20 protein-coding genes and 1 tRNA gene are annotated in these 19,591 nt (G+C 67.0%); 13 read left to right on the top strand and 8 right to left on the bottom strand.

What is annotated here, in order from left to right; translation table 11 throughout:
- Positions 1 to 50: 50 nt before the first annotated feature.
- Positions 51 to 449: a four-helix bundle copper-binding protein gene (locus tag VO57_008000; GenBank protein XBL71264.1), complete on the top strand. Its 399-nt coding sequence runs from the start codon at positions 51 to 53 to the stop codon at positions 447 to 449.
- Between the two features lie 108 nt (positions 450 to 557).
- On the opposite strand, the gene def is transcribed toward VO57_008000, so the two are convergent.
- Complete coding sequence (def, locus tag VO57_007995; GenBank protein XBL71263.1) at positions 558 to 1,130, bottom strand: peptide deformylase; 573 nt, start codon at positions 1,128 to 1,130, stop codon at positions 558 to 560.
- 39 nt (positions 1,131 to 1,169) lie between these two features.
- Positions 1,170 to 1,763 carry a recombination mediator RecR gene (gene recR / locus VO57_007990; protein XBL71262.1) on the bottom strand — a complete coding sequence of 198 codons (594 nt, stop codon included), beginning with the start codon at positions 1,761 to 1,763 and terminating at the stop codon, positions 1,170 to 1,172.
- Between the two features lie 53 nt (positions 1,764 to 1,816).
- Here recR and fmt point away from each other — a divergent pair, with 53 nt between their 5' ends.
- The 4 genes from fmt (at position 1,817) to VO57_007970 (ending at position 5,311) form a co-directional block, all read left to right on the top strand.
- Positions 1,817 to 2,737: a methionyl-tRNA formyltransferase gene (gene fmt / locus VO57_007985; protein ID XBL71261.1), complete on the top strand. Its 921-nt coding sequence runs from the start codon at positions 1,817 to 1,819 to the stop codon at positions 2,735 to 2,737.
- Between the two features lie 84 nt (positions 2,738 to 2,821).
- On the top strand, positions 2,822 to 3,319 hold the full coding sequence (locus VO57_007980) for a hypothetical protein (GenBank protein XBL71260.1): 498 nt from the start codon (positions 2,822 to 2,824) through the stop codon (positions 3,317 to 3,319).
- 39 nt (positions 3,320 to 3,358) lie between these two features.
- Positions 3,359 to 4,135 (top strand): tRNA pseudouridine(38-40) synthase TruA, encoded by a 777-nt coding sequence (gene truA, locus VO57_007975; protein ID XBL71259.1) that lies wholly within the window; start codon positions 3,359 to 3,361, stop codon positions 4,133 to 4,135.
- A 63-nt stretch (positions 4,136 to 4,198) separates the two neighbouring features.
- Positions 4,199 to 5,311 carry a zinc-binding dehydrogenase gene (locus VO57_007970; GenBank protein XBL71258.1) on the top strand — a complete coding sequence of 371 codons (1,113 nt, stop codon included), beginning with the start codon at positions 4,199 to 4,201 and terminating at the stop codon, positions 5,309 to 5,311.
- Between the two features lie 84 nt (positions 5,312 to 5,395).
- Here VO57_007970 and VO57_007965 read toward each other — a convergent pair whose 3' ends face one another.
- Complete coding sequence (locus tag VO57_007965) at positions 5,396 to 6,373, bottom strand: asparaginase (protein XBL71257.1); 978 nt, start codon at positions 6,371 to 6,373, stop codon at positions 5,396 to 5,398.
- Positions 6,374 to 6,472: 99 nt separating this feature from the next.
- Here VO57_007965 and VO57_007960 point away from each other — a divergent pair.
- Positions 6,473 to 6,548: transfer RNA gene (locus tag VO57_007960), tRNA-Val, on the top strand.
- Between the two features lie 55 nt (positions 6,549 to 6,603).
- Positions 6,604 to 7,827 carry an NAD(P)/FAD-dependent oxidoreductase gene (locus tag VO57_007955; protein ID XBL71256.1) on the top strand — a complete coding sequence of 408 codons (1,224 nt, stop codon included), beginning with the start codon at positions 6,604 to 6,606 and terminating at the stop codon, positions 7,825 to 7,827.
- Here VO57_007955 and VO57_007950 read toward each other — a convergent pair whose 3' ends face one another.
- Positions 7,828 to 8,403 carry a TlpA disulfide reductase family protein gene (locus VO57_007950; GenBank protein XBL71255.1) on the bottom strand — a complete coding sequence of 192 codons (576 nt, stop codon included), beginning with the start codon at positions 8,401 to 8,403 and terminating at the stop codon, positions 7,828 to 7,830.
- Here VO57_007950 and argH point away from each other — a divergent pair.
- From argH to VO57_007930, 4 genes are read left to right on the top strand one after another with little or no spacing between them, the layout of a single operon-like run.
- Positions 8,387 to 9,811 (top strand): argininosuccinate lyase, encoded by a 1,425-nt coding sequence (gene argH, locus VO57_007945; protein ID XBL71254.1) that lies wholly within the window; start codon positions 8,387 to 8,389, stop codon positions 9,809 to 9,811. The genes VO57_007950 and argH overlap by 17 nt on opposite strands.
- Positions 9,812 to 9,822: 11 nt before the next feature.
- Entirely contained in the window at positions 9,823 to 10,071 is a 249-nt protein-coding gene (locus tag VO57_007940; GenBank protein ID XBL71253.1) for a hypothetical protein, read from the top strand.
- 31 nt (positions 10,072 to 10,102) lie between these two features.
- Positions 10,103 to 11,362 (top strand): diaminopimelate decarboxylase, encoded by a 1,260-nt coding sequence (lysA, locus tag VO57_007935; GenBank protein ID XBL71252.1) that lies wholly within the window; start codon positions 10,103 to 10,105, stop codon positions 11,360 to 11,362.
- Entirely contained in the window at positions 11,350 to 12,135 is a 786-nt protein-coding gene (locus tag VO57_007930; GenBank protein XBL71251.1) for an NAD(P)-dependent oxidoreductase, read from the top strand. Before lysA ends, VO57_007930 begins: the two co-directional genes overlap by 13 nt.
- Here VO57_007930 and VO57_007925 read toward each other — a convergent pair.
- Positions 12,132 to 13,187 carry a winged helix DNA-binding protein gene (locus VO57_007925; protein XBL71250.1) on the bottom strand — a complete coding sequence of 352 codons (1,056 nt, stop codon included), beginning with the start codon at positions 13,185 to 13,187 and terminating at the stop codon, positions 12,132 to 12,134. The two genes, VO57_007930 and VO57_007925, sit on opposite strands and share 4 nt — an antisense overlap.
- A gap of 102 nt (positions 13,188 to 13,289) precedes the next feature.
- Complete coding sequence (locus VO57_007920; protein ID XBL71249.1) at positions 13,290 to 14,579, bottom strand: adenylosuccinate synthase; 1,290 nt, start codon at positions 14,577 to 14,579, stop codon at positions 13,290 to 13,292.
- A 229-nt stretch (positions 14,580 to 14,808) separates the two neighbouring features.
- Between VO57_007920 and VO57_007915 the strand changes: the two genes are divergently transcribed.
- Positions 14,809 to 15,630, top strand: a complete 822-nt coding sequence (locus VO57_007915; GenBank protein XBL71248.1) for an aldo/keto reductase — start codon at positions 14,809 to 14,811, stop codon at positions 15,628 to 15,630.
- 59 nt (positions 15,631 to 15,689) lie between these two features.
- Positions 15,690 to 16,745 (top strand): DUF5694 domain-containing protein, encoded by a 1,056-nt coding sequence (locus tag VO57_007910; protein XBL71247.1) that lies wholly within the window; start codon positions 15,690 to 15,692, stop codon positions 16,743 to 16,745.
- On the opposite strand, the gene VO57_007905 is transcribed toward VO57_007910, so the two are convergent.
- Together VO57_007905 and serA are read right to left on the bottom strand one after the other, a co-directional pair.
- A complete protein-coding gene (locus tag VO57_007905) occupies positions 16,742 to 17,848 on the bottom strand; it encodes an ATP phosphoribosyltransferase regulatory subunit (GenBank protein XBL71246.1) in 1,107 nt (368 codons plus the stop codon). The two genes, VO57_007910 and VO57_007905, sit on opposite strands and share 4 nt — an antisense overlap.
- Before the next feature lie 58 nt (positions 17,849 to 17,906).
- A complete protein-coding gene (gene serA, locus VO57_007900) occupies positions 17,907 to 19,493 on the bottom strand; it encodes a phosphoglycerate dehydrogenase (protein XBL71245.1) in 1,587 nt (528 codons plus the stop codon).
- Positions 19,494 to 19,591 lie beyond the last annotated feature (98 nt).

The raw sequence follows: 19,591 nt of genomic DNA, 5'->3' as shown, positions 1-19,591 counted from the left end.
GAACTATCCCCCGCCCGTTCCGCTACCTCTCATGAGAAGGAGAAAAACCGATGTCGATCAAGGAAATGATCAGCGAGCACCCGTCCGTCGGGGCCGATTACAACGAACAGCTGGCCGAGGCCGTGAAGCACGCGATGTATTGCGCGGCGATCTGCAACTCGTGCGTCGATGCGTGCAACGCGGAAGAAGGCGACATGTCCGAATGCATCCGCAAATGCTCGGACTGTTCGGATATCTGTCAGGCGGTCAGCACGGTCGCGGCGCGGCGCACGCACGGCAACACGGCGGTGATCAAGTCGCTGCTCGAAGCATGCATCCTCGCCTGCAAGGTCTGCGCCGAGGAATGCGCGAAGCACGACAATCCGCACTGCAAGCGGTGCGAGAAGATGTGCCGCGAGTGCATGGAAGACTGCGTCAAGGCGCTGCAGGGTATGGTCGAAGCGGCGTAATTCGAAACCAAAGACTCGTCATTGCGAGCGTAGCGAAGCAATCCATGGACCGGCACCATGGATTGCCGCGCCGCCTTCGGCGGCTCGCAATGACGAATATCTCGCTGGTTAAGCCGCGACCCGCAGCTTTTTCAGCTTCTTGAGCGCCATCTGGCGCTTGAGGCGGCTGAGGTGGTCGATGAACAGGATGCCTTCGAGGTGGTCCATCTCGTGCTGGATGCAGGTGGCGAGCAGCCCCTCCATCGCCTCGGTATGTTCCTTGCCGTCGAGATCCTTCCACCGGACCGTGCAGGTCGCGGGGCGATCGACGTCGGCGTAGATGTCGGGGACCGAGAGGCAGCCTTCCTGATAGGTGGCCAGTTCCTCGTTCGGGTCGAGGATTTCCGGGTTGATGAACACCCGCGGCTCTTTCTTGGTCGCCGGATGCGTGTGCTTGTGCCCGTCATGGTCGCACTCGATCGGCTCTGCGTCCGGGTCTTCGGGCTGCAGGTCGATCACGAGGATGCGCTTGGGCACGCCGACTTGGATCGCAGCAAGGCCGATGCCGTTGGCGGCGTACATCGTCTCGAACATGTCGTCGACGAGGGTGCGCAGATCGTCGTCGAACTCGCCCGCTTCAACGGGCTGGGAGACGGTTTTCAGCCGGGGGTCCGGCACTTCAAGGATTTCGCGGATAGCCATGAGGGCCAGATAAGCGCGCTTCGCCCCGCTATCAAGCGGTTAGCCGAGCGGCCTGCGCGCTCTGAGCGCCTGCGCCAACGTTCCCTCGTCCAGATAGTCCAGCTCTCCGCCCACCGGCAGGCCGTGCGCGAGTTGCGTGATGCGCACGGGAAAATCCTCCAGCCGCTCGGCGAGGTAATGGGCGGTGGTCTGCCCTTCGAGCGTAGCGTTCATCGCCAGCACGACCTCGTCCACCCCCGCTTCGACCCGCGCGAGCAGGCCGGGGATCGCGAGATCTTCGGGCCGCACGCCGTCGAGCGCGGAGAGCCGCCCGCCGAGCACGTGGAAGGTGCCCGAGAACAGCTTGGCCCGGTCGAGCGCCCACAGGTCGGCCACATCCTCGACCACGCAGATCGACTTCGCATCGCGCCGCGGATCGGAGCAGATGCCGCAGGGGTCTTGTGTGTCGACATTGCCGCAGATGCGACATTCCTCCAGCGTGTCCTGAACGCTGAGCAGCGCATCGAGCAGCGCGGGCAGCGCGGTTTCGCGCTTCTTGACCAGATGTAGCACCGCACGCCGCGCCGAGCGCGGGCCCAGCCCGGGGAGCCGGGCGAGCGCGGATGCCAGTGTCTCGATCTCTTGCGATGCCATGGGGTGACAGATAGGGCGAGCATCCCTCCACAGCAAAGGTCGCCGCACAGCTTATGCGCATCGTCTTCATGGGAACGCCCGATTTCGCGGTGCCGACGCTGGAAGCGCTGGTGCACGCCGCGCACGAGGTGGTGTGCGTCTACACCCAGCCACCGCGCAAGGCGGGACGCGGCAAGAAGCTCCAGCCGACGCCCGTGCATCAGGCGGCCGAGCGCCTCGGGATCGAGGTGCGCCATCCTGCCTCGCTCAAATCGCAGGAGGAGAAGGACGCCTTCGCCGCGCTGGATGCCGATGTCGGAGTGGTCGCGGCCTATGGCCTGATCCTGCCGCAGGCGGTGCTCGATGCGCCGACGCACGGCTGCCTCAATGTCCACGCCAGCATCCTTCCCCGCTGGCGCGGTGCCGCACCGATCCAGCGCGCGATTCTGGCGGGCGACACCGGCACCGGGGTCACGATCATGCAGATGGAGGCCGGGCTCGACACCGGGCCGATGCTGGCGACCATCCGCACCCCGATCGACCGCAAGACCGCAGGCGACCTGACCGACGAACTGGCCGAGAAGGGCGCGCAGCTGATGATCGGGACCCTGCGCGAACTATCCAAGCATATCCCAGTCATGCAGGACGACGCCGAGGCCACTCACGCGCCCAAGATCGACAAGGCCGAGGCGCGGCTCGACTGGACGCAGGACGCGGTTCAGGTCGAGCGGCAGGTGCGCGCCTTCGCCCCATGGCCGGGGGCGTTCTTCGAATATGAAGGCGCCGAGGGGATGGAACGCGTGAAGACTCTCGCGGCAGAGATCGCGGAGGGTTCGGGCGCGCCGGGCACCGTGCTGGACGACGCGCTGACCGTGGCTTGCGGCAGTGGCGCATTGCGGCTCACCCGCGTCCAGCGGGCGGGCAAGCCGGCGATGGATACGGCGGATTTCCAGCGCGGGCGCGCGATCGGCAAAGGCGCGAAGCTGGGTTCATGACAATGCACGTTAGGCCCTTGGCGCGCGATTGACTTCGCCCCGCGATCGGGAAACGTCGCCCCACCATTCACTGGGGAGACGGATATGAGACGGTCGCTGGCAATCACGATCGGTGCGGGGATGATCGCAGCGGGCACGGCGCTGGCGGCGTGCGGCGCGGCAGAGCCCGGCGAGGCGGCCGGCGACAGCTTGCCAAGCGTCTCCTCAGCAGCCCCTGCCGATCTTTCCGACGGGCTGATCACCTGCGCCATGCCCGATTTCGACGGCAAGACCGGCTTGACCGTGACAGAGCGCTTCATCCTGATCGACGGCCAGCCGAAGCGCTATTCCGATTTCAACAACCAGGCCTTCGATCTTTGCCAGGCGGGGCAGGATAATTGCGCGCTCAAAATCGAGAACGGCGTTATCCGGATGGACTGGACCAGCGCGAACGGCACGCGGTCACGCTATGACGTCGATCTGGGCACGCTCGACATTGCCGCCTACACCACGAAGGCCGGCGAGGCGGAGCGCGCGGTCGCCTTTCGGGAAGGCGCGAAATGCGTGCGTGAACCGCTGCCCGAGGGTCTTCAGGTTATGTGACGGGTTGCCTCGCGGCGATCTGTCCCTAGCAGGGGCGCCATGGCCCCGACCCGCTATGCCCTGACTCTCGAATTCGACGGCACGCCCTTCTTCGGCCTCCAGCGCCAGAAGGACGGGCCCAGCGTGCAGCAGGCGGTGGAGGAGGCCGCGCAGGCGGTCACCGGGCAGCAGGTCACTCTGCACAGCGCAGGGCGCACCGATACCGGCGTCCACGCCATCGCCATGCGCAGCCACTTCGATGTCGAGAGCAAGCTGACGCCGTTCCGCATGGGCGAGGCGATCAACGCGCATCTGCGCCCTGCCCCGATTGCCGTGACGCATTGCGAGGCGGTGCCGGAAGACTGGCACGCACGCTTCAGCTGCATCGGTCGCCGCTACCTCTATCGCATCATCAACCGCCGCGCCCCGCTGACGCTGGAGAAGAACCGCGCGTGGCTGGTCTCGCCCGAGTGCGACGCGGAGGCGATGCACCGCGCGGCGCAGAGCCTTGTCGGTCATCACGACTTCACCACCTTCCGCTCGGTCCATTGCCAGGCGGCGAGCCCGGTCAAGACGCTCGACCGGCTGGATGTGGAACGTGCGGGCGACGAGATCCGCGTCCACGTCGCCGCGCGCAGCTTCCTCCATCATCAGGTCCGCTCGATGGTCGGCTGCCTCGCGCTGGTCGGCATGGGGCGCTGGAACGAAGGCCGCATCGCGCAGGTTCTGGAAGCGAAGGACCGGCAGGAACTGGGCCTCAACGCGCCATCGCACGGGCTCTATTTCGTCGAAGCCGTCTATCCAGACGAACGTGCTGCCGACGAACACAGCGATTAGGTTGCACACTGCAACTTCAGTGCTAGGTCGGCGGCGAAGAACACGCACAAGGAGAGCGATCCCATGACCACCACCGGCAAACAGATCTTCACCACGCTGGAAAGCGACGGCACGCTGACCGTCGAAGTCGCGACCAGCGAATTCCCCGAGCCCAAGGGCAATCAGGTGCTGGTGAAAATGGAAGCCGCGCCCATCAACCCGAGCGATCTTGCCCTGCTGGTTGGCCAGGCAGACCTCGAGAATGCGGATTATTCCGAGGGCAAGATCGTCGCCAAGATGCCCGAACCGTTCAACTCGGGCTCCAAGGGCCGCCACGGCCAGCGCATGCCGGTCGGCAATGAAGGCGCGGGCGAAGTGATCGCAACCGGCGACTCCGATGCGGCAAAGGCCCTGATGGGCAAGCGCGTTTCCTGCGTGCCCGGTACCGCCTACGCCGAATACGCCATCGCCGATGCCAATATGTGCCTGCCGCTGGGCGACATTTCGTCGAAGGATGGCGCCTCCGCCTTCGTCAACCCGATGACCGCGCTCGGCTTCGTCGAGACCGCCAAGATGGAAGGCTTCAAGGCGATCGTGCACACCGCCGCCGCGTCCAACCTGGGCCAGATGCTCGTGCGCATCTGCCAGGAAGACGAAATGGAGCTGGTGAACATCGTGCGCCGGCAGGAACAGGTCGATGTGCTGAAGGGCCTGGGTGCCAAGCATATCGTCAATTCGTCCGACGACGATTTCATGAAACAGCTGCGCAATGCGATCGACGAGACCGACGCCTTCATCGGCTTCGATCCGATCGGCGGGGGCAAGGCGGTCGACAATGCCTTCAAGGCGATGGAGCAGGTCGCAGTCGGCAAGATGACCGAATACAGCCGCTACGGGTCGAACCAGCAGAAGAAGATGTACATCTACGGCCGGCTCGACCTCAGCCCGACCGTGCTGACCCCGTCCTACGGCTTCGGCTGGACGCTGTCGGGCTGGCTGCTGTTCCCATTCATGCAGGGCGCAGGCAAGGAAACCGTCGCCCGCATGCGCAAGCGCGTGCTCGACAACCTGACCACCACCTTCAAGAGCGAGTACACGAAGGAAGTGACGCTTGAAGGCATGCTGGAGAAGGACGCCGTGCTGCAATACCGCCAGATGCGCACCGGCGAGAAGTATCTCGTTACCCCGCACGGGTAATCCGCAACTGCTGGGTGGGGGTGTGCCACGCCGATGGTGCAGTCCCCCACCCCCAATCCCCTCCCCCAAGGGAGGGAACTGAGCCTAGCGCCCGTCGAAGTGCCGTTGCGCTTCCTGTCGGTTGGTAATCCCGTTGGCGATCAGCAGCGCGGTCAGCAGCCGCGCCTTGGGCGGGGCGAGCGCGCGCGAGGCGACGAAGCCGTTGGCATCGTCCTGCGGCTCGCGATCGACCAGCCCTTCGTCGGTCCGGCTCGCGCGCACGACCAGGCATCCGCGCCGGGAATGCTCCACCAGAATCTGCCGCACGGGATCGGGCATGTTACCCTCGCCCAGCCCGGACACGACGATTCCCGGCGGATCGTCCGACAGCTGGCGCGCGGCGGCGGTTGCGGTCATCCCCGCATAGACCGCCAGGATCGGCACGTCGGGCAGCGACAGGAAGCGCAGCGAGGCGCTATCCCCCACTCGCCACGGCGCCCCGAACCAGTCGAGCCGCGAAGGCGTAACGATCGCGACCGATTCGCGCGGGAAGCCGCGAAACGCCTCGGTCGCGCGGGTCTGCGCCTTGCGCACGTCGCGCGCGGAGTGGACCCGGTCGCCCATCACCACCAGCACGCCGCGCCCGGCCGCATCCGGATCGCCCGCAACCCGCACCGCATTGGCGAAATTGCGCATCCCGTCATATCCAACCGCATCGGCGGGCCGCATCGCGCCGACCAGCACGACCGGCTTGGTGCTGGGCAGTGTCAGGTCGAGCAGGAAGGCGGTTTCCTCTGCCGTATCGGTCCCGTGAGTTACGATGATCCCGTCGACGCCGTCGTCGCGCATCGCCAGATCGATCTCCGCATGGAGGCGCGACCAGATCGATGCGTCGATGTCTTCCGATCCGATATTGGCGATCTGCCGCCCGGTGAAATCGGCCGCGACACCCAGGCCGCTGGCCTGTTTCAGATAGTCCTCGATCCCGATCTGGCCCGGGCGATAATCGGCGCGCATGGCGTCGCCTGCCTGGCCTGCGATGGTGCCACCTGTGGCGAGGACGAGGATGCGGGGAAGCGTCATGGACGCCGCCCTAACCTGCCTGCACATGCTTTCAATCGAATTTCTGGCAATTGATTTTCAAGTTTGGGCCGCTAGATAGCGGCCCTCCCGAATGTGATCGGGCGATTAGCTCAGTTGGTAGAGCGCTTCGTTTACACCGAAGATGTCGGCAGTTCGAGCCTGTCATCGCCCACCATTCCTTTTCCGGCCATCCCTTGCCCATACCGCGCCGACGCGGCAATCGGGCGGCGATGAGCCATTTCGACATCGCGATTGCCGGGTGCGGACCGGCGGGCCTCGCCGCCGCGCTGCTGCTGCATCGGCAGGGGCACCGGGTGACGCTGTTCGAGCGTTTCGATCAGCCGCGTCCGATCGGATCGGGCCTGATGATCCAGCCGAGCGGGCTGGCGGTGCTGGATGCGCTGGGCCTCGCGCCCGACATCCTCGCCCACGGCGCGCCGATCCGCGCGCTCCACGGGCTCAACCATCAGGGAGATGTCGCGCTGGATGCGCGCTATGCCGATCTCGGCGTGGCGGGAGCGTGCGGGATCGGGATCCACCGGGGCAGCCTGTTCGCCCTGCTCTTTCGCGCCGCGCAGGCCGAGGGGATCGCCATCGAGACCGGCTTCCCCGTTGCCACCACTCGAATCGAGGCAGGCGGCCGGACGCTGACCTGCGACGACGGGCGCACCACCCGCGCGTTCGATCTGGTGGTCGATGCGCTGGGCACCTCCTCCCCCCTCGCCCCGCCGTGCGGCGAATGGCTCGCCTTCGGGGCGCTGTGGACCACGCTGGACTGGCCCGCAGATGCTCCGTTCGACGCAGGCCTGCTCGAACAGCGATACACCCACGCGCAGCAAATGGCGGGCGTGCTGCCCACCGGCGTGCGGGTGGAGGGCGAGCGGCGCGAACTCTCCTTCTTCTGGTCGCTCAAGGCGAGCGCATACGAAGCATGGTGCGAGGCCGGGCTCGATGCGTGGAAGGCGCAGGTCTGCACGCTGTGGCCGGATTGCGAGGGGCTGCTGGCACACATTACCGAGCCCGAACAGCTGACCTTCGCCCGCTACGCCCATCGCCGCGTGCCCGAACCTGTCGGCGAGCGGCTGATCCACATTGGCGATGCCTGGCACTCGGCCAGCCCGCAGCTGGGGCAAGGTGCGAACATGGCGCTGCTCGACGCCTTTGCGCTCGCCCGGGGCATTGCCTCGCACGGCGATCTGCAGGAACGCCTTGCCCATGCAGCGCAGCTGCGCAGCCGGCATGTGAAGCTCTATCAGGCGCTCACCTGGGCGGCGACGCCGCTCTACCAGTCGGACAAGGCGTGGCACGCGCTGTTGCGCGACTTTCTACTCACCCCGTTGGGCCGCGTGCCGCCGGGGCCGCGAATTCAGGCACGGCTGGTCGCGGGACTGGTCGGCAATCCACTCGCCCCGCTGGGCCTTTCCGCGCCCGATTACGAAGCGATCGCACGCTAGCTAAAGCGCGTCGACCACCTCCTGGACCGCCATGCGCGCCGCCTCGCTCGACCAGTCGAGCTCGCCCGTCACCCGCCACACCTCCTGCCCGGTGCGATCGTACATTACGGTGGTCGGCAGCGTCGCCGCACCGATCGCCTCGCCCAGCGCGAGCTGCGGGTCGATCCACGGCGGCAGGCTGTCGATGTCGTTTTTCTCGAAGAATTCGGTGATCTTCGCCGGATCGCCCATGTCCTGGCTGATCGTGACCACGTTGAGCTCGTCCTCGTAATCCGCCGCCAGCTGGTCGAGCATCGGCATTTCCTTGACGCACGGCGCGCACCAGGTGGCCCACAGGTTCATCAGCACCGGGTGCCCCTGCAGCGCGCCCAGATTGAGCACCGCGCCTTCGGGGTCGACCATGTTGGCGGCGGGCATCAGGTCGCCCGCATGGCTCCGGTCGATCTCGCCGGGCTTCGCCTCTTTGCCAGCCTCGGTCTGCGCCGCACTCTCTTGCGGGGCCGGGTCGGCCTCCCTATCGCACCCGCTCAGGATCAGGACGATGGCGAGCGCAGGCAAAATGGCAGAACGGGACACGGATACCTCCAGCGCAGGGCGCGGCAACGCGATGTGGGGCGGCCGCTTCGCCGACGGGCCTAGTGCCATCATGCGCGAAATCAATGCCTCGATTCCCTTCGACAAGGCGCTCTGGCGGCAGGATATCGCGGGCAGCCGCGCGCATGTGAGCATGCTGGCCGCGCAGGGCATCCTGTCGCAGGAAGATGCGACCACCATCGACAACGGCCTCCAGACCATCGCCGCCGAGTACGAGCGGGAGGGCGTGCCCGAGAACTGGGACCTGGAAGACATCCACATGACCGTGGAATCGCGACTTACCGAACTGGTCGGCCCAGTCGCGGGCCGCCTGCACACCGCGCGCAGCCGCAACGATCAGGTCGCGACCGATTTCAAGCTGTGGACCCGCGAGGCGATCGAGGAGACCGACGCCGGGCTTGCCGCGGTGCAGGCCGCGCTGGTCATGCGCGCGGAGCAGCACGCAGCCGACATCATGCCCGGCTTCACCCATCTGCAGGCCGCACAACCGGTCACGCTCGGCCACCACCTGATGGCCTATTACGAGATGCTCCGGCGCGACCGGATGCGCTTTGCGGCCGCGAAGGAACGGCTCGACGAATGTCCGCTGGGTGCCGCCGCGCTGGCGGGCACCGGGTTCGATCTCGACCGCGAGGCGACGGCGAAGGCTCTGGGCTTCGCGCGGCCAACCGCCAACAGCCTCGACACCGTGTCCGACCGCGATTTCGCGATGGACTATCTGCACGCGGCCAGCATCGCCAGCATTCACCTGTCACGGCTCGCCGAAGAGATCATCATCTGGGCGAGCCAGCCCTTCGGCTTCATCCGCCTGCCCGATTCGCTCTCGACCGGCAGCTCGATCATGCCGCAGAAGAAGAACCCCGACGCTGCCGAACTGGTGCGCGGGCACGCAGGCCGGATCATCGGCGCGGCGACCGCGCTTTCGATCACGATGAAGGGCTTGCCGCTGGCCTATGCGAAGGACATGCAGGACGACAAGCCGCCGGTGTTCGAGACGCACGGCCTGCTGGTGCTCTCACTGGCGAGCATGGAAGGGATGATCGCGGGTGCTGAGTTCAACACCGAGCGGATGCTCGCGCTGGCAGGCAGCGGCCATGCGACCGCGACCGACCTGGCCGACTGGCTGGTGCGCGAGGCGGGCGTCCCCTTCCGCGAGGCGCACCACATCACCGGCGCTGCGGTGGCGCGGGCCGATGCAAAGGGCTGCGCGCTGGGCCAGCTGACGCAGGACGATCTTGCCGTGATCGATCCGCGGGTGACGCCGGAAGCGCTCGCCAACCTCACGCTCGAAGGATCGGTCGCCTCGCGCCGCAGCTATGGCGGAACCGCGCCCGATCGGGTACGCCAGCAGGTGACCGAGGCGCGCCGCGCGCTCGGCCTCGACAGTTGAAGCGAACCACCATGCGCATCCGCCTCGCCCTCGTGCTCACCGCCGTTCTCCCGCTCGCGCTGTCCGCCTGCGGCCAGCGGGCCGCCTTGCAGCCGCCGCCGGGCGAAACCCTGCCGCCTGCGCCCTATGGCAGCGACCAGCGACTGACTGCGGAAGAGCTGCTCGAACCCGATGTGATCGCGCAGCCGATCCGCGATACCGAGCTGCGCACCCGCTCCGAAGAGCGCGAGGACGATCCTTTCGACCTGCCCCCCGAATAGTGCGAACCCGAGTTAGGCCGAACCAAGTACGATGGACCATTTCAAGCTGACCGACGGCATCCTCCACGCCGAGGATGTGCCCCTGCCCACGATCGCGCAGGAGGTTGGGACCCCCGTCTACGTCTATTCGCGCGCCACGCTGGAACGCCATGCGCGCGTGTTTCGCGAAGGGTTGGGCGAACTCGACAACCCGCTGATCCTGTTCGCGGTCAAAGCCAACCCCAACCTTGCGGTGCTGCGCGTGTTGCAGCGTGAAGGCTTCGGCGCGGACGTGGTTTCGGGCGGCGAACTGCGCCGCGCGCTCGCCGCCGGGATGACGCCGGACAAGATCGTGTTTTCGGGCGTCGGCAAGACCCGCGCCGAGCTGGAGCTTGGCCTCGACACCGGTATCGCGCAGTTCAACATTGAATCGCGCGAGGAAGGCCGCGAGCTGGCCGAGCTGGCCGCCGCGCGGGGCGAGAAGGCGCGCTGCGCGCTGCGGATCAACCCCGATGTCGACGCGGGCACGCACGAGAAGATCAGCACCGGCAAGGCGGACAACAAGTTCGGCGTACCGCTGCATCATGCGGCCGAGGCCTTTGCCGAGCTGGGCGCGCTGCCCGGCCTCGCGCTGGAAGGTCTGGCGATTCATATCGGCAGCCAGCTGGCCGATCTCGCGCCGCTGGAAACCGCCTTCGGGAAGATCGGCACGCTGCTCGGCCAGCTGCGCGAGGCGGGCCACACGATCACCCGGGTCGATCTGGGCGGCGGACTGGGCGTGCCCTACCGCACGGGCGAGAGCTTCCCCAGCCCTGCCGATTACGGCGCAATGGTCGCGCGCGTGACCCGCGACTGGGGCGTGCAGCTGGTGTTCGAGCCGGGGCGCGTGATCGCGGGCAATGCCGGCGTGCTGCTGACCCGCGTGGTGCGGGTGAAGCGCGGGCTCAACAATCCCTTCGTGATCGTCGATGCGGCGATGAACGATCTTGCGCGCCCTGCGCTATATGGCGCGTGGCACGATTTCGAGCCGGTCGCCCAGACCGAGGAGCGGATGACCGCCAACATCGTCGGCCCGATCTGCGAGACCGGCGACACCTTCGCCACCAACCGCGACTGCCCCGCGCTGGTCGCCGGCGATCTGGCGGTGTTCCGCACCGCCGGGGCCTATGGCGCGACCATGGCATCGTCCTACAACTCGCGCGGCTTCGTGCCCGAAGTGCTGGTCAGCGGCAGCGACTATGCGGTGGTCGCCGACCGGATCGACGCGGGCGCGATCATGGATGCGGAGCGCGTGCCGGAATGGCTGGACTGATCGCTTCGCTGCCGCTGTTCCACCAGGTTGCGGGCAGCCGCATCGTGGTGGTCGGCAGCGGACCGATGGCCGAGGCGAAGCGCCGACTGGTCGAACGCGCGGGCGCGGTCGCCGTGGGCGAGGCGGAGGCGCATCATGCCTCGCTGGCGTTCGTCGCGCTGGAGGATGCGGGAGAGGCTGCAGCGGTGCGCCAGCGGCTCAAGGCGAAGGGCCTGCTGGTCAATGTCGCGGACAAGCCGGACCTGTGCGATTTCACCACCCCGAGCATTCTCGACCGCGATCCGCTGCTGATCGCGATCGGCACGGGCGGGGCCTCCGCCGGTCTCGCCAAGCATATCCGCCTGCGGCTCGAAGCGATCCTGCCACAGCGGCTTGGCGAACTCGCGCGGGCGCTGGCAAGCGGGCGCGATACTCTGCGCGCGAAGCTGCCCGATGGCGACGCGCGCCGCCGCGCGGTGGATGCAGCTCTGCGCCCCGGTGGCACGCTCGACCCGCTGGACGAAGGGTCTGCCGACAGGGTCGGACACTGGCTGGCCGATCCCGCCGCCGATGCGCCTGCGCGGTTGGAGAGGATCGCGCTTGCCAGCGATGATCCCGAAGACCTCACCCTGCGGCAGGCGCGCTGGCTGGGCGAGGCGGATGCGATCTACCACGACGCGGATGTGCCGCCCGCGATCCTCGCCCGCGCCCGCGCCGACGCCGCGCGCCATCCGCTGGATACCGCCCCCGATAGTCCTGTGGAGGGCTTTGCGGTGATTCTCACCCGAGACTAGATTCCGGCGCAGTCGCACGCACCGGTGGCGTCGAAATAGCGGGCCATCGCCTCCACCGCGCTGTCGCTGAGCGCGATGAACGCGCGCCGCCGGTCGACCAGATCTTCCTCGCGGCGAAGCAGGCCCTGGCGCGTCATCTGGGCGATCCAGCGCAGCGCGGTGGTCGGCGGAACACCGCTGGCGATGCACAGCGAGGTGACCGAGACGCGCCGCCCCTCCGCCCGTGCGGCCGTCAGATCGAGCAGGATGTCCCACGCCGGGTCCGCGAACAGCTCCGCCTCGAAGAACCGCGTGCGCGCCTGCCGCTTGCGGATCAGTGCGCGGATTCGGCGCGGATCGGGCAGGCCGGGCACCGGCGAGAGCGCATCGGCCTCCCGCCCGCGCTGGCGATGCTCGCGCAGGTTCCCGGTTGCCTCCTGCCCCGTGCCGAAGGCGAAGGCGGCGCTGCCGTCGCGCGGTACGTCGTCGCTTGCCATCAGCCCGTCGAGCTTCTCCGCCAGCAGGCTCACCCGCTCGACCAGCCGCATCACCGCCACCCGGTCTTCGGCAGAAAGGTCGCGCACCCGCGCCCCGGCCAACCGCACCAGCGCCTCGCCGAAGGCGACCAGCCGCTCCCCCCGCCCCGGCTCGACCAGCAGCACCGGATCGCTTTCGCCCATCGCCACCATCACCGGTTCGAGCGCGCCGATCGTGGTGGCGACGATCAGCTGCCCGCCCGAGCGCGCAATCCGCGCATCCAGGCGCGCAAGCATGGCGAGCGTCGCCGCATCCGCGCCGGAGGCATCGACCGCGACCAAATCGCCCAGCGCGCGCGTCTTTTCATCATCCAGCGCGATCAGCCCTTCGGCCTGCGCCACGCGGAATCCGGCAAGCTGCGCATCGGCGCGCATCGCCTCGCGCACATGCGGCCGGTCGGCGAACAGCGAGATCGCGACCGGGAGTCCGCCACCATCCCTTGGCGCGTACGCAGGCCCGTCCGCGGGCGCATCGCCCGCCAGCGCGTAGCTGAGATCGGTATTGCTTCCGGCGGCGCGCGACTCGGTGTGGAGCATCACTATTCCCTCTTTGTTCCACATGCATTCATGAGAACAAAGGGGGAATAAGTCAATCGCATCCATAGTGGAGCGGGTTGCCCGCCCCACCCGGCATCGCGCCTAGTCTTCGAACGGATCGCGGACCAAGATCGTGTCCTCACGCTCCGGGCTGGTCGAAACCAGCGCCACGGGGCACTCGATCAGTTCCTGGATGCGGCTGATATACTTGATCGCGTTGGCGGGCAAATCGGCCCAGCTACGCGCCCCGGCGGTGCTTTCCTGCCAGCCTTCCATCTCTTCGTAGATCGGCTCGCACCGCGCCTGGCTCGCCGCGTGGCTCGGCAGGTAGTCGTAGATCTTGCCGTCGATACGATAGCCGGTGCAGATCTTCACCTTGTCCATCCCGTCGAGCACGTCGATCTTGGTCAGCGCGATGCCCGTCACCCCGCTGATCGCGCAGGTCTGGCGCACCAGCACCGCGTCGAACCAGCCGACGCGCCGCTTGCGCCCCGTGACCACGCCGAACTCGTGCCCGCGCTCGCCCAGCCCCTGGCCGATCTCGTCTTCCAGCTCGGTCGGGAAAGGCCCGCTGCCCACGCGGGTGGTGTAGGCCTTGGTGATCCCGAGGACGAAACCGGTCGCATTGGGGCCGAGGCCCGAACCGCTCGCCGCCGTCCCGCTGACCGTGTTGGAGCTGGTAACGAAGGGATAGGTACCGTGATCGACATCGAGCAGCACGCCCTGCGCGCCTTCGAACAGGATCCGCGCGCCCGCTTTGCGGACCTTCTTCAGCCGCTTCCACACCGGCTGCGCGAATTGCAGCACGAAGGGTGCAATCTCGCGCAGCTCTGAAATCAGTTGTTCGCGGTCGATCGGCGGCTCGTCGAAGCCCGCGCGCAGCGCGTCATGGTGCGCGCAGAGACGGTCGAGCTGCGGCTCGATCTCGTCGAGATGCGCGAGGTCGCACACGCGGATCGCGCGGCGGCCGACCTTGTCTTCGTAAGCCGGGCCGATGCCGCGCCCGGTGGTACCGATCTTGCCCTGCCCCGCTGCGGTTTCGCGCAGGCCGTCGAGGTCGCGATGGAGCGGCAGGATCAGCGGGCAGTTGTCGGCGACGGCGAAGTTGTCGGCGGTGATCTTCACCCCCTGCCCTTCGAGCTTCTCGATCTCCGACTTCAATGCCCACGGGTCGAGCACCACGCCATTGCCGATCAGCGAGAGCGTGCCGGTCACGATGCCAGAGGGCACCAGACTGATCTTGTAGGTCGTGCCGTCGACCACCAGCGTATGGCCGGCATTGTGGCCACCCTGGAAGCGGACGACGGCATCGGCGCGGCTCGCCAGCCAGTCGACGATCTTGCCCTTGCCCTCGTCACCCCACTGGGCCCCGATCACGGTTACGTTGGCCACACCTGCACTCCTTCAAAACTCATTGCGCCTGCCGACATCGGCCCGGCGTGCGGCGGCTTTGCCTGACACACCTGACACACTGTCCAGGGGACCAAAACGCCCCGGCCGGGAAAAGCGCCGCGCACAGCCGCGCGCCTATGGCATGGGCGATGCGGGTAGGAAACGCCTTATCGGAATTGATCGGGACATTTCGGCGGGCGCGTGTGTTGGACAGGCAAAAGGAGATTTCATGAGCAAAGACTACCCCACCCTCACCCTTAACGATGATCGCCAGATTCCCCAGCTGGGCTTCGGCACCTGGCAGATCGAGGAAGACAAGGCGGCGGATGCGGTCTCTACCGCGCTCGATACCGGTTACTGGCTGATCGACACCGCCGCGATCTACAAGAATGAAAAGGGCGTCGGCGAAGGCATCGGCGACTGGGCAGACATCTTCCTCCAGACCAAGATCTGGAATGAGAGCCAGGGTTACGACCGCACGCTGAAAGCCGCGGACAAATGTCTGGAACGGCTGGGCCGCGATCATGTCGACATGCTGCTGATCCACTGGCCCTGCCCCGACAAGGGCCTGTTCGTGGAGACCTGGAAGGCATTCATCGAACTGCGCGACCAGGGCAAGGCCAAGTCCATCGGCGTATCCAACTTCCGCGAGGAAGACCTGAAGCGGATCGTCGACGAAACCGGCGTGGTGCCCGCGCTCAACCAGATCGAGCTGCACCCCAGCTTCCAGCAGCGCGAAATGCGCAAGGTGCACCAGGATATGGGCATCGTCACGCAGAGCTGGTCGCCGCTCGGCCAGGGCAACGGGATGGACAACGACACGATCAAGGCGATCGCGGACGAGACTGGCAAGTCCGCCAGTGCCGTGATCATCCGCTGGCACATCCAGCATGGCTTTTCCGTGCTGCCGCGTTCGACCAATCCCGATCACATCCGCGACAATTACAGCGCGCTGTCGTTCGAACTGAGCGAAGGCCAGATGGCGAAGATCGATGCGCTGGACAGCGAGGACGGCCGGATGGGCCCCGAACCGGGCAAGTTCAACGACTGAGCGCTTGACCGTATTAACACCCTATAGCACATGGGCGATCTTCGCACCGGAGGTCGCCCATGTCGTTTCTGTTCGCCGTATCGTTCCTCGCACAGGCAGCAGCACCGCTTCCGGCGGATCTGGTCGATATTGTCGATGAGGCGGCGCAGGAACGCGGCGATCTCACCCCGGTGCTGGTGCTGGGCACATCTCACCTGTCGTCCCTGCCCAAGAATTTCCCGCTGGAGCGGTTCGATCCGCTGCTCGACGAGCTGGAGGAATGGGCGCCCGAAGCGATCGCGGTCGAGGGGATCGATGGGGTTCAGTGCGACAATCTGCGGCTATTCGACCCCGGCAATGCGGATACCTATTGCCCCGATCCCGGCCCGGCGCGCGCCGCACTGGGCGTGAACGCGCGCGATGCGCAATTCGGGGTGATGGAACTGCTCGCCAAGCCTGGGGACCAGCGGACCATTGCCGAACGCCGGCGACTGGTCGGCCTGTTCCTCGCCATCGGGGAGCCGGAATCGGCGCTGGTCCAATGGCTCCGCCTGCCCGAAGCCGAGCGTGCGGCGGGCGACGATCTACCCGCCGAACTGGTCGCTTATCTCGAGAAGTTCGACACCCGGCACAACGAGAACGTCGTCATCGCCGCCCGGCTGGCGGTACGCCTCGGCCTCGACAGGGTCGACCGGGTGGACGACCAGATGAGCGGCAGCGATCCCAAGGACGCAGAAGCTTATGGTCCGGAAATCAGCGCGATCTGGGACAATGCACCGACCAAGAAGCGCATCGCGGAATACGAGGAATGGGACACGGCGATGCAGGATGGCTCCATGCCGATCCTTGAATGGTATCGGCGGTACAATGCACCTGCCTCACTTGCGCTGGCGATGGAGGGCGATTTCGGTGCGGCGGCAGGGGCACGGACCCCGAGCGATGCGGGCCAGACCTATCTCGCCTATTGGGAGACGCGCAACCTGCGGATGGTCGCCAATATCCGCCAGGTGATCGGCACGGACACCCGAACGCTCGCCATCGTGGGCGTGTCGCACAAGCCCTATTACGACCGCTATCTGGGCATGATGAGCAATCTCGAGCTGGCCGATACGCAGGCGGTGCTCGGAGGCGACTAGAGCAGGATCGCCTCGCCGCTCTCCAGCCGGTGCGTGCAGCCGAGCGCGCGCGGGTCTTCATCATCGGACAGCGCGGCGAGCGTGCGCCAGCCTTCGCTGCGCAGACGCGCCGCCGCCTCGCCGTCGTGGCCCAGCGGCAGGTAGAGCATCGCGCGCGGCTCGGCTGCGGACAGCAGCGGGAGCGCCTGGCCGAGATAGATCGAGAAGCCGGTCGCGGGCTCGTCCGTCCCGCGGATCAGGTAGGTGCCGCCCCGGCCCAGCGCGCCGCGCGCATCGCCTGCGTACAGCGTGAAGCCGAACCAGCTCTGATATTCGAACCCGTGCCGCTCGGTCGGGTCGAGCGTGATCCGCGCGCGGTCGCCCACTGCTGCGGCGATCTGCTCCAGCCCGGCGATACGGCTTTCCAGCGCGCCGCCCGCGTCGATCGCGCGCAGCCTGTCGAGCGCATCGGGGAAAGGCCCTGCGGCGTGGATCAGCGGCAGGTAGGCATCGCCGCCGACCGCCTTCAGCCCGCCCGCATCCTTGGCATCGAGTTCGCGCCTGACGGCATCGGCCTGTTCCTCGTCCAGCGGGAACGGCCCTGCGGCCAGCGTGGTGACGAGGTCGGGCAGCGTGAAATCGACCGACAGGTTTTCGACGCCGACCGCCTCCAGCGCGGCAAGCGCGGTCAGCACCACCTCGCTCGCGGCGGCGACGCTGTCCGATCCGATCAGCTCCGCGCCGACCTGCAGGCGCTGGCGCACCGGATCGAGCTGGTCCGCCGCGATCCGCGTGACCTCGCCCGCGTAACACAGCCGCAGGGGCCGTGCGCGCGCGCTCAGCGCGGTCGCCGCGATGCGCCCAATCTGCGGGGTGATGTCGCTCCGCAGCGCGAGCGTGCGCAGGCTCGCTGGATCGACAAAGCGGAACATCGCGCGCGTCTGCAACCCATCCATCCGGTGGCCGAGCGACTTCTCGAACTCGACCAGCGGCGGGCTGACCCGGTCATATCCATGCGCGTCCATCGCATCGAGCGCGGCGCGCATCGCGCGGCCGAGCATGGCGGAATCGGCGGGCAGGTTGTCGGCCAGCCCTTCGGGCAGCAGGTCGTCGGTCGTGGTCATGCGCCTGCCCCTAACGCCCTCGTCATCCCAGCGGAAGCTGGGATGACGAAAAGCGGTTCTAGAAACTCAGCGCGGTGACCGTACGCACGCCTTCCAGCGCCTCGGCCTCGGCGATGAGCGCGTCGTCGACCGGCTGGTCGAGGCTCAGCAGCAGCACCGCCTCGCCCCCGGCCTGCTTGCGGCCGAGGTTGAAGGTGCCGATGTTGATCCCGCGATTGCCCAGCAGCGAGCCGATCCGCCCGATGAAGCCGGGCGCATCGTCGTTGACCACGTAGATCATGTGGCCATCCAGCTCCGCCTCGATCCCGATCCCGAAGATCTCGACCAGACGCGGCGCCTCGCGGCCGAACAAAGTCCCCGCGACCGATCGCTTGCCCGCGTCGGTTTCCACCGTCACCCGAATCAGCGTCTGGTACGTGCCTTCGCGGGTGGAGCGGATTTCGCGCACCTCGATCCCGCGATCCTTGGCGAGGAACGGCGCGTTGACCATGTTCACGCTCTGCGAGAAGCGGCGCATCAGGCCCGCCAGCACCGCAGCGGTGATCGGCTTGGGGTTGAGCTCCGCCGCATCGCCTTCCAGCTCGATCGCGATCTTCGGCAGGCTGCCATGGGCCAGCTGCCCGACCAGCGAGCCGAGGCTTTCGGCCAGCTGCATGTAGGGCTTCAGCCGCGGCGCTTCCTCCGCACTGAGGCTCGGCATGTTGAGCGCGTTGGTGACCGCGCCGGTCAGCAGGAAATCGCTCAGCTGCTCGGCCACCTGAAGCGCGACATTTTCCTGCGCCTCGCGCGTCGAAGCGCCCAGATGGGGCGTGCAGATGAAGCCGGGCTTGCCGAACAGCGGGCTCTCCTTCGCCGGTTCGGTCTGGAACACGTCGAGCGCCGCGCCCGCGACATGGCCGCTGTCGAGCGCCTCCGCCAGCGCCGCCTCGTCGATCAGCCCGCCGCGCGCGCAGTTGACGATCCGCACGCCCTTCTTCGTCTTGGCGAGGTTTTCGCCCGAGAGGATGTTGCGCGTCTCGTCGGTCAGCGGCGTATGCAGCGTGATGCAGTCGGCGCGGCGCAGCAGGTCGTCCAATTCGACCTTCTCGACGCCGATGTCGACCGCGCGCTCTTCGGTCAGGAAGGGATCATAGGCGATTACCTTCATCCGCAGGCCCTGCGCGCGCGATGCGACGATGCTGCCGATATTGCCCGCGCCGATCAGGCCGAGCGTCTTGCCGGTCAGCTCGATACCCATGAAATCGCTCTTGGGCCACTCGCCCGCCTGTGTGCGTGCATTGGCCTGCGGGATTTGCCGCGCCAGCGCGAGCAGCATGGCGATGGCGTGTTCGGCGGTGGTGATCGAGTTGCCAAAGGGCGTGTTCATCACCACCACGCCGCGCTCGGACGCCGCCGGGATATCGACATTGTCGACCCCGATCCCGGCGCGGCCGATAACCTTCAGGTTGGTCGCCGCCTCCAGAATCTCGGGCGTGACTTTGGTCGAGGAACGGATCGCCAGGCCTTCATATTCGCCGATGATCGCCTTCAGCTCATCGGGCGACAGGCCGGTCTTCTCGTGCACTTCGCACCCGCGCTCCGCAAAAATCTTGGCGGCATCGGGGCTCATCTTGTCGGAAATCAGGACTTTGGGTTTCTGGGACATTTCATTTCCCTCAAATCGTCATGCTGAACTTGTTTCAGCATCCACCGAGCCTTCTCGAACGAAGGCTCGATGATGGAGAACTGGACCCTGAACCGAGT

The organism is Citromicrobium bathyomarinum (genome assembly GCA_001306305.2).
In the GTDB taxonomy this organism is placed as follows: Bacteria; Pseudomonadota; Alphaproteobacteria; order Sphingomonadales; family Sphingomonadaceae; genus Alteriqipengyuania; species Alteriqipengyuania bathyomarina.
Note: the sequence above shows the minus strand (reverse complement) of the source record. Positions and strands in the feature narration are given on the sequence as shown.